The 13,668-nt window shown below is 71.5% G+C and carries 11 protein-coding genes; 4 read left to right on the top strand and 7 right to left on the bottom strand.

All coding sequences use genetic code 11. The features are described from left to right. The first annotated feature begins 431 nt into the window (after positions 1-431). From ACTJKO_RS04010 to ACTJKO_RS04000, 3 genes are all read left to right on the top strand, one after another. Positions 432-2,966 (top strand): phosphoketolase family protein, encoded by a 2,535-nt coding sequence (locus tag ACTJKO_RS04010; RefSeq protein WP_440685930.1) that lies wholly within the window; start codon positions 432-434, stop codon positions 2,964-2,966. A 32-nt stretch (positions 2,967-2,998) separates the two neighbouring features. Beyond that, positions 2,999-4,054 (top strand): 2,3-butanediol dehydrogenase, encoded by a 1,056-nt coding sequence (locus ACTJKO_RS04005; RefSeq protein ID WP_440685896.1) that lies wholly within the window; start codon positions 2,999-3,001, stop codon positions 4,052-4,054. Between the two features lie 466 nt (positions 4,055-4,520). Beyond that, positions 4,521-5,114 carry a DoxX family protein gene (locus ACTJKO_RS04000; protein WP_440685894.1) on the top strand — a complete coding sequence of 198 codons (594 nt, stop codon included), beginning with the start codon at positions 4,521-4,523 and terminating at the stop codon, positions 5,112-5,114. A 61-nt stretch (positions 5,115-5,175) separates the two neighbouring features. Here ACTJKO_RS04000 and ACTJKO_RS03995 read toward each other — a convergent pair whose 3' ends face one another. From ACTJKO_RS03995 to ACTJKO_RS03980, 4 genes are all read right to left on the bottom strand, one after another. Then, positions 5,176-5,817 (bottom strand): response regulator, encoded by a 642-nt coding sequence (locus ACTJKO_RS03995; RefSeq protein ID WP_440685892.1) that lies wholly within the window; start codon positions 5,815-5,817, stop codon positions 5,176-5,178. After that, positions 5,814-7,526 (bottom strand): sensor histidine kinase, encoded by a 1,713-nt coding sequence (locus tag ACTJKO_RS03990; RefSeq protein ID WP_440685890.1) that lies wholly within the window; start codon positions 7,524-7,526, stop codon positions 5,814-5,816. The genes ACTJKO_RS03995 and ACTJKO_RS03990 overlap by 4 nt, the downstream gene beginning before the upstream one ends. Before the next feature lie 216 nt (positions 7,527-7,742). After that, positions 7,743-8,600 (bottom strand): universal stress protein, encoded by an 858-nt coding sequence (locus ACTJKO_RS03985; protein WP_440685888.1) that lies wholly within the window; start codon positions 8,598-8,600, stop codon positions 7,743-7,745. A 1-nt stretch (position 8,601) separates the two neighbouring features. Continuing rightward, on the bottom strand, positions 8,602-9,474 hold the full coding sequence (locus ACTJKO_RS03980; protein WP_440685886.1) for a universal stress protein: 873 nt from the start codon (positions 9,472-9,474) through the stop codon (positions 8,602-8,604). Between the two features lie 603 nt (positions 9,475-10,077). Between ACTJKO_RS03980 and ACTJKO_RS03975 the strand changes: the two genes are divergently transcribed. Next, on the top strand, positions 10,078-10,809 hold the full coding sequence (locus tag ACTJKO_RS03975; RefSeq protein ID WP_440685885.1) for a VIT1/CCC1 transporter family protein: 732 nt from the start codon (positions 10,078-10,080) through the stop codon (positions 10,807-10,809). 40 nt (positions 10,810-10,849) lie between these two features. Here the strand turns inward: ACTJKO_RS03975 and ACTJKO_RS03970 are convergent, their stop codons facing one another. The 3 genes from ACTJKO_RS03970 to ACTJKO_RS03960 are packed head-to-tail and all read right to left on the bottom strand — an operon-like array spanning position 10,850 to position 13,571. Then, positions 10,850-11,431, bottom strand: coding sequence for a pyridoxine/pyridoxamine 5'-phosphate oxidase (locus ACTJKO_RS03970; RefSeq protein ID WP_440685883.1), 582 nt, complete (start codon positions 11,429-11,431; stop codon positions 10,850-10,852). Continuing rightward, entirely contained in the window at positions 11,428-12,213 is a 786-nt protein-coding gene (locus ACTJKO_RS03965; protein WP_440685881.1) for a creatininase family protein, read from the bottom strand. Before ACTJKO_RS03965 ends, ACTJKO_RS03970 begins: the two co-directional genes overlap by 4 nt. Further along, the gene (locus ACTJKO_RS03960) at positions 12,210-13,571 is read right to left on the bottom strand and encodes an FAD-binding oxidoreductase (protein WP_440685879.1); all 1,362 of its coding nucleotides are present in this window, start codon (positions 13,569-13,571) and stop codon (positions 12,210-12,212) included. The genes ACTJKO_RS03965 and ACTJKO_RS03960 overlap by 4 nt, the downstream gene beginning before the upstream one ends. Positions 13,572-13,668: the final 97 nt, after the last annotated feature.

Below are 13,668 nucleotides of genomic sequence, written 5' to 3'. Positions count from 1 at the left end.
GACGAAGAGGAAGTGGTAGATGGTCGTCAGGCCGAACTGCCACCGGGACAGCACCAGGGTGCTGAGCAAGTCGTTCATGCGGTCGACCCTGGTGCCCTCACCGGTCGTGCACCAGGGACCTTCGTCCCGCGTGCATCACTCGCTCGGTTCACCGTCAGCGCGCCGCGGCGACTCCGATTCGGGCTGTCGCCGGGCGCGGTCACGCGCTTCCCGCTTGAGGCGTTCCCACTCGGCCTCGGGAACGCGGTGATGCTGGTCGTCTGTGTGCATGGAGTCCAATCTCGCCTGGGATCGTCGAAGCCCGCAGAGTCGAAGGTCCCGTCGTGTCCGCGGGACCTTCGACCCTGCGCGAGGGACCCAGCGGCGCCGAGGATCGAGTCGTCCGCGACCGGTCGGCCGCGGACGGGGAGCGAGGAAGACGCATGAGCGACATGACCACGACGATCACCAGGACGCCCACCGGATCGGAGGCAGGAGCGTTCCGGCGCGGTCCTGGCAGATCGGTGGACGACTCGGTGCTCGATCAGCTCCACACGTGGTGGCGGACGGCGAACTACCTGTCCGTGGGCCAGATCTACCTGCTCGACAACCCGCTGCTCCGTCGTCCGCTCACCCGCGAGGACGTCAAGCCGCGCTTGCTCGGGCACTGGGGCACAACGCCCGGGCTCAACTTCGTCTACGCCCACCTCAACCGCGTCATCCGTGAGCGTGACCTCGACACGGTGTACGTCACCGGACCTGGACACGGTGGACCCGGAATGGTCGCGAACGCGTACCTAGACGGCACCTACAGCGAGGTGTATCCGGGCATCCCGCAGACCGAGGACGGCGTCCGGAAGCTCTTCCGGCAGTTCTCGTTCCCGGGTGGGATCCCGTCCCACGCGGCTCCCGAGACCCCCGGCTCCATCCACGAGGGCGGTGAGCTCGGGTACGCGCTCTCACACGCGTACGGCGCCGCCTTCGACAATCCCGGGCTGCTCGTCGCCGCGGTCGTCGGGGACGGCGAGGCCGAGACCGGGCCGCTCGCCACGAGTTGGCACTCGAACAAGTTCGTCGACCCGCTCCACGACGGAGTCGTCCTGCCGATCCTGCACCTCAACGGGTACAAGATCGCGAACCCGACGGTGCTCGCCCGGATCCCCGAGGACGAGCTCCTCGCCCTGATGCGCGGCTACGGCCACACGCCGTACATCGTCTCCGGCGGCTTCGACGGCGAGGACCCCCGAGCCGTGCACGCTCGCATGGCCGAGACGCTCGACCGGGTCCTCGACCAGATCGCCGACATCAAGGAACAGGCCGCCGCGGGCACGCTCGACGGTCGACCGGCCTGGCCGATGATCATCCTCCGGACGCCGAAGGGATGGACGTGCCCGCCGGAGATCGACGGCAAGCCGGCCGAGGGCAACTGGCGCGCCCACCAGGTGCCGCTCGCGAACGCCCGCGACACCGAGGAGCACCTCCACGTGCTCGAGGGCTGGCTCCGCTCGTACCGCCCCGAGGAGCTGTTCGACGACGCGGGCGCCCCCGTGGCGCTGGCGACAGCGCTCGCACCCCGGGGGGACCGCCGCATGAGCGCGAACCCGGTGGCGAACGGCGGCCTGCTCAAGCGGGACCTCGTGCTCCCCGACTTTCGTGACCATGCGGTCGATGTGCCGACGCACGGTGGCTCGGTCAACGAGTCGACGCGGGTGCTCGGGGAGTGGTTGGCGGAGGTCGTCCGGCTGAACCCGGACAACTTCAGGATCTTCGGACCCGACGAGACCGCGTCGAACCGCCTCGGCGCGGTGCTCGAGGTCACCGACAAACAGTGGGACGGGGAGTACCTCCCGTCGGACGAACACCTCGCACGCGCCGGGCGCGTCATGGAGATGCTCAGCGAGCACCAGTGCCAGGGCTGGCTCGAGGGGTACCTGCTCACCGGCCGGCACGGGCTGTTCACGAGCTACGAGGCGTTCATCCACATCGTGGACTCGATGCTCAACCAGCACGCCAAGTGGCTGAAAGTGAGCAAGACGATTCCCTGGCGACGACCGATCGCTTCCCTCAACTACCTGCTCTCGTCGCACGTCTGGCGGCAGGACCACAACGGGCTCTCCCACCAGGACCCTGGCTTCATCGACCACGTCGTCAACAAGAAGCCGGACGTCGTCCGCGTGTACCTGCCCTTCGACGCGAACACGCTGCTGTCGACCTACGACCACTGCCTGCGTTCCGTCGACTACGTCAACGTCGTCGTGGCGGGCAAGCAACCGACGTTCAACTGGTTGTCGATGGACGAGGCGATCGCGCACATGACGCGCGGCCTCGGGATCTTCGAGTGGGCGGGCAACGAGGCCCCCGGCGAGGAACCCGACGTGGTGCTCGCCTGCGCCGGTGAAGTGCCGACGCTCGAGACGCTCGCGGCCGTGTCGATCCTGCAGGACGAGATGCCGGACCTGCGCGTCCGCGTCGTCAACGTCGTGGACCTCATGCGACTCGTCTCGGAAGGGGAACACCCGCACGGTCTGTCCGACGCGGAGTACGACGCAGTGTTCACCACCGACAAGCCCGTCGTCTTCGCCTACCACGGGTACCCGTGGCTCATCCATCGGCTGACGTACGGCCGCCACGGCCACGCGAACCTGCACGTGCGCGGCTACAAGGAGGAGGGCACCACCACGACGCCCTTCGACATGGTCATGCTCAACGACATGGACCGGTTCCACCTCGTGATCGACGTCCTCGATCACGTGCCGGGGCTCGGGTCCCGCTACGCAGGACTCCGTCAGCGGATGCAGGACGCCCGGGTCGCAGCGCGCGCGTACACGCGGGCCCACGGCGAGGACGCGCCGGAGGTCGCCGACTGGACGTGGAGCGAGATCTCGGCCGCGGCACACCCGGCCGCGGTGCGTGCCGCCAACGTCGGTGTCGGCGCGGCCGGCTCCACGACGTCGGCGGCGGCCGCCACCGGCGGCGACAACGAATGACCACCCTTACCCGACACGAGGACAGGAACACCATGAAAGCAGCTCGCTACCACGACCGCGGCGACATCCGGATCGAGGAGATCCCGGCGCCCGAGGTGGCCCCCGGGACGGTCCTCATCGACGTCGCCTGGTGCGGCATCTGCGGCACCGACCTGCACGAGTACCTCGACGGACCGATCTTCGTGCCGCCGGCGGGGCACCCGCATCCGATCTCGGGCGAGGCGGCCCCCGTGACGCTCGGGCACGAGATGTCGGGCACGGTCGCGGCGCTCGGCGACGGCGTGACCGACCTGCGCATCGGCGAGCACGTCGTCGTCGAGCCGTACATCATCCGCGACGACGTGCCCGCCGACCCGGGCACCGAGTACCAGCTGTCGCCGGACATGAACTTCATCGGTCTCGCCGGCCGCGGGGGCGGCCTCGCCGAGCGGATCGCGGTCCAGCGGCGATGGGTCCACCCGGTGGGCGACCTGCCGCTCGACCAAGCTGCACTCATCGAACCCCTCTCGGTGGGCCACCACGCATTCGTCCGCAGCGGGGCCCGCACCGGCGACGTCGCCCTCGTGGGTGGCGGCGGACCGATCGGACTGCTCGCGGCGGCGATCTGCAAGGCCGAAGGGCTCACGGTCGTCCTCAGCGAGGTCAGTGCCGCGCGGAAGGGCATGGCGAGCCGGACCGGGGTCGCGGACCACGTGCTCGACCCCACCGAGGTCGACGTCCCCGAGCAGGTCCGTGCGCTCACCGGTGGACGCGGCGCCGACGTCGCCTTCGAGTGCGCGGGCGTCGACGTGGTCCTCGACACCCTGCTGAGCGCGGTCCGCCCTGGGGCGGTCATCGTGAACGTGTCGATCTGGGGCCACCGCCCCGTGGTCGACCTCGAGAAGCTCGTCGTCAAGGAGATCGACCTGCGCGGCACGATCGCCTACGCGAACGACCACGCCGCGACCATCGAACTCGTCCGGTCCGGGGCGCTCGACCTCGCGCCGTTCATCACCGGTCGCATCGCACTCGATGACCTCGTCGAGCAGGGCTTCGAGCAGCTCATCCACCACAACGAGGACCACGTCAAGATCCTCGTGCACCCCTGACACCGATCAGGACACGAGGAGGGGTCCGCCGGTCACGGACCGGCGGGCCCCTCCTCTTCGCCTTCTCGCGGAGCAGCGAGGCGGGCCCCCGAGCAGCGGTGCCGTCGCGAGTGTCCACCGCTCGAGGCTGATCACGTTCCTCGACGGGCCGAGCACGCGGCTCACCGTGTTGCTGTCCCGTTGTCCGCTCCGTTGCCAGTCCTGCCACATCCCGGACACCCTGCGCGTGCGCGACGACACCACCACACCCTCGCAGGGTGTGCTCGCAGTGACCAGGCGCTACCGGATCGTGTTCGCGATCGTCGCACGCTGGCCGATCGTCACACGCTGGCCGAACAACGAACGCGTCGAGGTCCTGCCGATCGCGGGGGGACCTTCGGCCCTGCTCCAGCCGTCGGTTCCGGAGAAACATGGACGTCAGCGGGGAAGAAGGAACCCCGACGAAGTCCGAAGGGACATGCGCACCATGACCACCACGACGCACCGCATCCACCACACCCCACGGGCGACCACGACCAACCGCCGCGAGCCTGCTCGCGCGGAACGCACCCTCGTGACCACGTCGGCCGGGCGACGCGCGCTCGGCATGCTGCGCCTGGCCACGGGGTTCATCTTCCTCTGGGCATTCCTCGACAAGACCTTCGGCCTCGGGTTCTCCACGCCGTCGGCGGGGGCGTGGATCAACGGCGGGAAACCGAGCCAGGGCTTCCTCATGAGCGACGCCGTCAGCGGACCCCTCAAGGGCTTCTTCGCATCCATCGCGAGCCCGACGACGGACGTCCTGTTCATGGCGGGCATGCTCGGGATCGGCGTCGCGGTGATGGCAGGTGTCGGGCTGCGCGTCAGCGCGGTCGTCGGGACCGTCCTCATGCTGCTGATGTACCTCGCCGAGTGGCCCTTCGCGGCGAACGCAGCATCGACGAACCCGCTCGTCGACTACCACATCGTCTACGCGCTCGCGCTGATCGTGGTCGCCGTCCTCTCGGCCGGGGACACGTGGGGACTCGGTGCCTGGTGGAAGCGGCTCCCGGTCGTCCGCAAGGCGCCGTGGCTCATCTGAGCTGAACGGCCCGACGCGACAGAGCCCGAGGACGGATGGACCGTCCTCGGGCTCTGCCGCGTCACCGTGCGTCGGGCCTGCGCATCCCGTGGTCCGCGCCGTACAGCGCAGCCTGCGTGCGGCGCTCGAGGCCGAGCTTCGCGAGCAGCCCGGACACGTAGTTCTTCACGGTCTTCTCCGCCAGTTCGAGCCGCTCACCGATCTGGCGGTTGGTCAGCCCGACGGCGATGAGTTCCAGCACCTGACGTTCCCGGAGCGTCAGGTCCGGCATGTCGTCCTCCGGTCGCCTGGTGATCCGTTCGACCGCCTGCGCCACCGGGACGGTTGGGAGGAGACGCCGACCGGCCGCGACCTGCCGGATGTCCTCGACGAGGGTCTGCCCGCGGATGTCCTTCACGACGTAGCCTGCCGCGCCGGCGAGCAGAGCGGCCTGCATCGCCGACTCGTCGTCGTAGGCGGTCAGCATCAGGCACGCGATCGCCGGGTGCGCGGACCGCACCGATCGGCACGCGTCGACGCCGCTGCCGTCCGGGAGGCGGACGTCGAGGACGACGACGTCGGGCCGGGTCGCGGCCACCCGCCCCGGAGTGTCCCGCACGGTGCCGGCTTCGCCGACGACCTGCAGGTCGGGTTGCGCGTCGATGAGGTCGGCGACGCCGCGTCGCACGATCTCGTGGTCATCCACGAGGAACACCCTGATCATCGTGGTTCCTTCCGTTCGGTCCGCCCGAGGGGTGCGGCCCAGATGACGATGGTCCCGCCGTCGACCCCGGGGCCGAGCTCGTAGCGTCCGCCGCGCATCGTCGCGCGCGCGGCCAAGTTGGCGGTACCGCTGCGACGTTCGCTCGACCCGGGACCAGGGCCGTCGTCCTCGACGACCACCTGTACGGCGTCGTCGGTGACGGCGACCTCGACGCGGCACTCAGCGCCGGGGGCGTGTCGCGCGACGTTGGCGACGGACTCCCGGACGGCGGCGACGACGTCGTGAGCGAGCGCCCCCGTGACGTCGATGTCGACCGGTCCGGTGAAGGTGATGCGAGGCGGACGGGAGAGCGCTGGCCGGAGCTCCGCGAGGACGTCGAGCAGCCTGTCCCGGGTGCTCCGTGCGGTCGGGCGGTCGGAGCTGCCGAGCGCGAAGACCGCCGTGCGGACCTCAGCGATCGCCGCGTCGATGGCGCTGACCTGTTCCTCGAGGTGGTCGCGCAGGTCCTCCGGGACGCGCTGGGCGGTCGCCTGCAGTGCCAGACCGGAGCCGAACAGCCGTTGGATGACGTGGTCGTGCAGGTCCCTGGCGATCCTGCTGCGGTCCTCCGCGAGTTCCAAGCGTCGGCGGTCTCGACGGCCGCGCGCCACTGCGAGTGCGACGCTGGTCTGCCGGCCGAACTCGTCCGCCATGCCCAGCTCAGCGTCGGCGAACACCGGCCCGCCCGGCGCACGGGCGACGACGAGCGCGCCGAGTGCGTCGCCGGCCACCCGGAGCGGGATCGCGATCGTCGGCCCGAGCGGGGGCGTCCACTCGCATCCGGCGAACGCGGTTCCGGTCGTGTCCGCGACGACCCGGCCCGTGTCGATGGCACGCCCGGCGAGTGATCCCGCGGCGGGGTACCGGCGGTCGCGGAGCGGCTCAGCGCCCGGACCGACCGCGATGGCCACCTGCAGGTCCTCGGCGTCGGCGTTGGGCAGGACGACGCTGACCAGGTGCGCGTCGACGAACGCGAGGACGCGATCAGCGATGATCGTGAGCACGTCCTCGATGGACTCGTCGGCCACGAGCGCCGAACTGACGTCGGCGGTCGCGGTCGCCCACCGCTCGCGCAGCCGGCTCTCCTCGAACAGGCGCGCGTTGTCGATGGCCACGCCTGCGGTGGCACCGAGCGCCTCGACGAGCTCTTGGTCCTCGTGGGTGAAGTGCCCGCGTCGCGGGTTCGTCAGGTAGAGGTTCCCGTAGACCTTGTCGCGCACCCGCAGCGGGACCCCGAGGAACCCCTCCATCGGCGGGTGACCCTCTGGGAACCCAGCGGAGCGCGGGTCCTCACCGAGGTGCTCCAAGCGGATGGGACGCGCGTCCTGCACGACGGCGCCGAGGACACCGTTGCCTCGCGGGAGGTGTCCGATACGCCCGACGTGCTCCTCGTCCATCCCGACGTGGATGAACCGTTCGAGTTCCTTGCCGTCCGGTGCGATCACGCCGAGCGCGCCGTACTCCGCGTCGACGAGTTCCACGGCCGCGGCCACGACCGCGTGCAACGTGTCCTCGAGGGCCAGGTGCTCGACGATCCGGCGGTTCGCGGCGAGCAGGTTCCGCAGTCGGCCCTGCGTGCGGAGGACCGCTTGCGCACGGTCGACGAGCTCGTCGATCGTGCGCTCGAGCGCGGAACGCGGAGCGTCCGGGAAGGCGAGCGGTTCGGCCATGAGGTCCCTTCGGGTGTGGACCTTCCGATCCTAGGACGGCATGTCGAATCGGACCCATGTTCCCGGACCGTTGAGCGAGCGCTTGGCCGGACCGGGGCGCCCGATCCGCTTCGGGTCCGGATCAGGCGCCCTGCGATGAGCAACCTAGAGGAGCTCTGGGGTCAGTGGTAGGACCAAGGTCCCGTGACCTCGGCCGACGCAGGAGGTCCGGCGAACTCAACGCTCGCGGAGCGCTCGGCGCCGCTGCGGCACCACTGCCACGGGCGTGCGTCCCTGCGTGATGAGGCCGTGCGCGGTGGAGCCGGTGAACACGCCGCCGATGGTCGTCCGGTGCCGGCGGCCGACGACGATCAGCGAGGCGGACGGTGCGTGCGCGAGGAGCCGTGCGACGGGGTCTCCTTCCTCGAGCAAGGGGCGGTGACGTAAGCCGGGGTACCGCAGGTGCAGGAGCCGCTCACTGTCCGCGAGGACCGAACGGTTGTGGTCCTCGTACAGCTGCGGATCCTCGAGCACGCTCAACGCACCCGTCGCCGTGGCAACCGGGAGCTTCCACGCCCGGAGCGCGCTGAGACGTCGGCGGCTCCGGAGTGCCTCGTCGGCGGCGAACCGCAGCGCTGCGTCCCCGGTCGTAGCGTCGACCCCGAGGAGGACGTCGCCGTCCACCGGTTCCCAGTCCTCGGGGACGACCACGACCGGGAGGTCGGCGACCGTCGGCACGCGTTCCGGCATCCAACCGTCGAGAGCCGTTCGTAGGCGGTGTTGGCGGCGGTTGCCGATCACGAGGAGGTCCGCGTCGGCGGCGGCCTCGATCAACGTACGGTCGGGCGCGCCGAACCGAACCAGGGTCTCGACCTCCACGTGACTCCGGTCAGGGAGCCGCGCCGCTGCTGCTTCCACCATTGCCCGATCGGCGCGGGGACTCGTCGTCCATCCGTTCGTCACGGTGACGACGTCGACACGGCTGCCGGACGGAAGATCCCGTTCCATCACCCAGTCGATCGCGCGCAGACTCGCCTCGTGCTCGTCGATGCCGACCACGACGTGCTGCGGCACGAGAGCCGCCGCGTCGTGCATGTCAGTGCACCTCCGCCGGCGCGGGTACGGCTGGGGCCGTTGCCGGCACCGCGGCGGCTGGCTGGGGGACGATGCAGACCGGCGCATGGGAGCGGTGCATCAGCGCTTCACCGACCGACCCTCCGAGGAACGCCCCGATGGCGGTGCGGTGCCGTCGCCCGGTGACGATGAGCGAAGCATCCGCCCCGGCTTCCTCCAGGAGGGCGGTCGCCGTCTGGCCGTGTCGACGGACCGCGTGGACGACGAGGTCCGGGTGACGGTCCGCCACGGCACGGCTCGCGGCCTGGAGCTCGAGCGTGCTCTCGTGCTCCCACAGCTCCCGGTCGTCCGCGAGGTAGATGTTCGCGTACGGGGAGATCGTCAGCGGGATGTCCCAGGCCCGGACGAGGACGAGTTCGCTGCCACGGACGGCGGCCTGGTCCGCGGCGAACGCGAGCGCGGCTGAGGCGGTCCGACCGTCGACGCCGACCACGACCGGGCCCGCACCGTGGTGCCAGTGCTCGGGGACGGCGACGACAGGCACGGTGGTGCGGGCCACGACACGTTCGGCGATCCGTCCGCCGAGCGTCGCGAGCACGACGTGCGCCTGACGGGCCCCGAGCACGAGAACGTCGGTGTCCACGGAGTCCAGGAGCAGCCGTTCGACGGTCGGCCCTTCGGGGACGGACTGCTCGACCACCAGTCCCGGATGGTTCCGGCGCAGCCTGTTCTCCGCCTGATCGAGTCGCTGCTCGGTGTGGACGACCGTCTCGGAGTACAGCTCGCTGACGGTGAGGAGCCGGACGCGGTCTCCTGGGCGGAGGTTCTCGTCGATCCAGTCGACGGTCCGCGAGCCGGCGTCGGTGTCGTCGACGGCGACGGTGTACCTGGTCATGGTTGCTCCTCAGCAGGTTCTTCCGGTCCTTTGCCCGGCAGGTGACCGAGGTGGTCACCTGCGAGGACGGTAGGTCGGCCAGGAGGAGCTGAGGAGGGTCGAACGTCCCACCGGCCGCGCTGGTGCGGTGCCTCGGCGGTCGACGCTCGACCCGACGGTCGCCGTCCGCAGCGTGCGTCGGGAACTCCCTGACCTGCGGATGCGCGCCGGGGAGGCCCACGCCAGCGTCCGCCCCGCCGACGGGTCAGGCGGTGAGTCACGCTCTTCGGGAGACCGCCGGGCTCGGCCTCGGTCTGCACCATGATCGGCGGGACGGCGCTGATCAGGACGGCACGGGCGACGCGCTCCGATGTGGATGGCGTCGTGCGGGTCGAGGTGCTCGGTGAACGCCGCGAGGTCGGGGGCGTCGTGGTCCATGTCGTGATCGTCGGAGGTCTGCGTGGACCGGCCGTGGCTGAAGACGATGGGCTGACCGGTTCCCCAGCCCTCGTCCCCGCCGCGATCGGTGCGCGAACACGAGCGCCGCGGCGTGCACATCGGGTCCCAGATGCCGCGGTCGCGGATCGATCGGCGTCCCGCGGCGGCGACTGGTTGTCTGGGCGCATGACCGAACCTGCCCCGTCGGTGACGCCGCACAGCGGCGAGCCGCACACCGGTGACCTCGCCGGCCGCCTCAACTGGCTCCGGGCCGGGGTCCTGGGAGCGAACGACGGGATCGTCTCGACCGCCTCGATCGTCGTCGGTGTCGCCGGTGCCTCCACGTCCGTCGCGGCCATCGCCACGGCTGGCGTCGCGGCGCTCGTCGGCGGCGCCGTGTCGATGGCCCTCGGCGAGTACGTCTCCGTCAGCAGTCAGCGCGACAGCCAGCGGGCCGTCATCGAGCAGGAGCGCCGCGAGCTCGCCGAGGACCCGGCCGCCGAGCTCGAGGAACTCACGCAGCTCTGGCAGGCCCGGGGTCTGCGCCGTTCGACGGCCGAGCTGGTGGCCGCCGAGCTGACGGAACGGGACGTGCTCGGCGCGCACCTCTCGGCGGAGCTCGGGATCGACGAGGACGACGTGGTGAGCCCCTGGCACGCGGCCTTCGCGTCGGCGGCCGCGTTCTCGATCGGCGCGGTGCTGCCGTTGCTGGCCGTCCTGCTGCCGCCCGATGCGGCGCGGGTGCCGGTGACGTTCGTGGTGGTGCTCCTCGCGCTCGCCCTGACCGGGGCGGTCGGGGCACGCATCGGTGGCGGATCGAAGCGCCGCGCCACCGTGCGGGTCGTCGTCGGCGGTGCGCTCGCCCTCGCGGCGACCTTCGCGATCGGCTCCGCCCTGGGAGCGAGCGGGGTCGCCTGACGACGCTCCCGCACGACGTCCCCGGGCGGCACCCGGATCGTCAGCCGGGCCAGCGCTCCAGCGTCCAGGACCCGTCCGCGCGGCGTTCGTACGCCAGACGGTTGCTCGGCGCGTCGGTCGCCCCCTGCCAGAACAGCACCCGCACGGGGTCGATCGCGAACCCGACCCAGGTCTCCGGCGCGTCGAGTGCGCCCTCGCCGTGGTCCCGCTCGAAGGCCGCCCACCGGGCCCGCCGCTCGCCGTCGGGGAGCGCGGCGAGCTGGTGGTCGTTGACCCAGGCGAGTACCTGGAGGTAGCGGGTCCTCGCGGCGTAGGCGACCCATGCCTCCTCGGCCGTGACGACGCCGACGTCACCCGTCAACACCAGCTGTCGGCCCGCCTCGGGCCAGACGACCGTCGCCGTCGCGCGCGGCACGGCCGCGAGCTCGGCGGCCTTCCTGCTGCGTGCGTCGGTGTGGAAGTGCACGCGGCGTCCGTCGTACGCGGAGACGAGCACGGTCCGCGCCGACGGGTAGCCGTCGAGCCCGATCGTCGAGAGCGTCATCGTCGTGGTCGCGACATCCCGAGGCGCGAGCCACGACCCGACGAGCGCGAGCGGGTCCTCGGGCGCCGCGTCGCTCACCGCCGGACCGCGGGGTCGAACCGGGCGATCTCGTGCAGGGACGCGACGGCCTCGTCGAGCGAGACTTCCCACAGGGCCTGCCCGTAGGCCGCGGTCGCCCGGCTGGCGTCGCCGACGACCCCGGGGGTGCCGAAGTCGTTCGACAGCCACCCGAAGCTCACCGGTCCGCCGTTGAACCGGATCCGCTCGAACTCCGCGAGGTGGTCCGGCACCCAGCGCTCCGCCTTCGTCATGTCGACCAGGTCGGGACGCAGGTGCAGGATCATCGACGTCTCGGCGGCACCGCCGTGGATGCCGAGCCCGCGTTCGTCGGCGTCCTCGCCCGCTGGCCCGGGCGTGCGGGCGAGCGTCGGCATGAGGAACGTCTTCAGGCCGTACCGCTTCCGGATCTCGCGGAGGGCCACCTGGAGCAGCGCGACGTTCCCGCCGTGGCCGTTCGCGAACACGAGGGTCCCCGCGCCGGTGAGGGCGACGGCCCGGCCGATCTGCACGACGGTGTCGAACATCGTGCCCTCGTCGAGCCAGACGGTACCCGGCGCCCAGCTGTGCTCGTCGGACTTCGTGAACGCCAGGGTCGGCAGCTGCCAGACGTCGAGGCCCTCGGCGGCGGCACGCTCCACGGCAGCGGTACCGATCCGGTCGGCGAGGAGGAAGTCGGTGATGAGCGGCAGGTGCGGGCCGTGGTGCTCGACCGCTCCCGTGGGCTGGACGACGATCGTGTCCGACGTCACACGGGCGGCGACCTCGGGGCCGGAGAGCTCGGAGAGCAGCCGCCCGCTCACTTGCCGAACCCCGGGACGGCCGGCTGCGCGGAGGCGGTGGAACCGCCGGTGACGACCAGCGAGGGGTCGATGATGTGGCCGGGGTTGAGGAGGCCGTCCGGGTCGGTCCGCTGCTTCAACGCGACGAGTTCCTCGACACCGTGGTCGACGTAGTACTGGTGGGGGCTGTGCACCCGGACGCCGAGCCCGCGGAGGGTCGGGTACCCGGCGTACACGTCCTCGGCGCCCGTGTACGGCGCGGTCAGCATGCCGATCGGCCCGACGTGCGCGGCCTCGATGTGGAGCATGCCGCCGGGGTAGACGGCCTCGACCTCGGCGATCCGGTCGATGAGCGCCTCGCCGCCGACCTCGACGTGGAAGTACTCGGTGTCGGGGGTGTTCCGCTTCAGCCACCAGATCGGGTGGTTGTAGGAGAGCATCGACACGCGGGTGGTCTGCTGCAGTCCCTCGCGGACGTCCTCGACGGTGCCGCCGGCCGACGCGATGAGCGCGCGGGCGTCGTCGAGCGTCACGGCGTCGATGATCCCCCGGAGGCTGGCCCGCCCCGCGACGAACGCGGGGTCCTTCGGCAGCGTGGCCGTGATCTCCGCGCGGTCGGCGCTCACGAGACGGGGCGCCGGTTCCAGGCCGCGGAGGGTCCGGACGGCGGTCAGCGCGTGCTCGAACGTCGGGAACGACGCGTACACGGCGCGCCAGTCCTGCAGGGGTTCCAGTCGCACGGTCGCCCGCGCGATGACGCCCGCCGTGCCGTAGGTGTGGACGAACGTCTGCGCGTCCTCGCCCTCGACGTGCACGAGGCCCGGTTCGCCGGGCAGGGCGATGTCGAGCGCGGTGACGAAGCCCTCCCAGTTCGACCCGTGCGAGATCGAGCCGGTGCCGCCGGAGCCGCCGGACAGGAATCCGCCGATGGTGGACTGCGCGGTCGACGGGTACATCCAGAGTTGCTGGTTCTGCGCGGCGGCCGCCTGCTCGAGGGCGACCATGGTGGCGCCGGCCTCGGCGGTCACCCAGCCGTCGCCGACCTCGACGACCGCGCGGGCGCGGCTCGTGTCGAGCACGAGGCCGCCGTCGAGCGGGATGCCCTGCCCGTAGTTGCCGGTGCCCTTGCCGCGGGTGGTCACGGGCACGCCGTGCCGGACGGCCGCCTGCAGCGTCGCCGCGATCTCGTCGGCGTCCGCCGGGGAGGCCACCAGGTCGGCGAGGCCGAGGGGCAGCTGCTCGGAGAGGATCGGGCTCATGGTCGCCTCGTCGACGGAGGCGCGCTCACGGGTCTTCTGGTCGGTGCTGACTCCGCGCTCGCCGAGCAGGGCGACGAGGTCGGTCCGCAGCGCCTCGAGGGCGGCGGGGGTGGCGGGCATGGGGACTCCTGGATGAGGGGGAGGGACGCTGGGGGAGACGGGCCGGGAGGCGCGGTGCCGGTCGTGCACCGCGCCTCCCGTCCGTGGGGTGGTCGGC

This window comes from Curtobacterium sp. 22159, assembly GCF_052045775.1.
Taxonomy (GTDB): domain Bacteria; phylum Actinomycetota; class Actinomycetes; order Actinomycetales; family Microbacteriaceae; genus Curtobacterium.
Note: the sequence above shows the minus strand (reverse complement) of the source record. Positions and strands in the feature narration are given on the sequence as shown.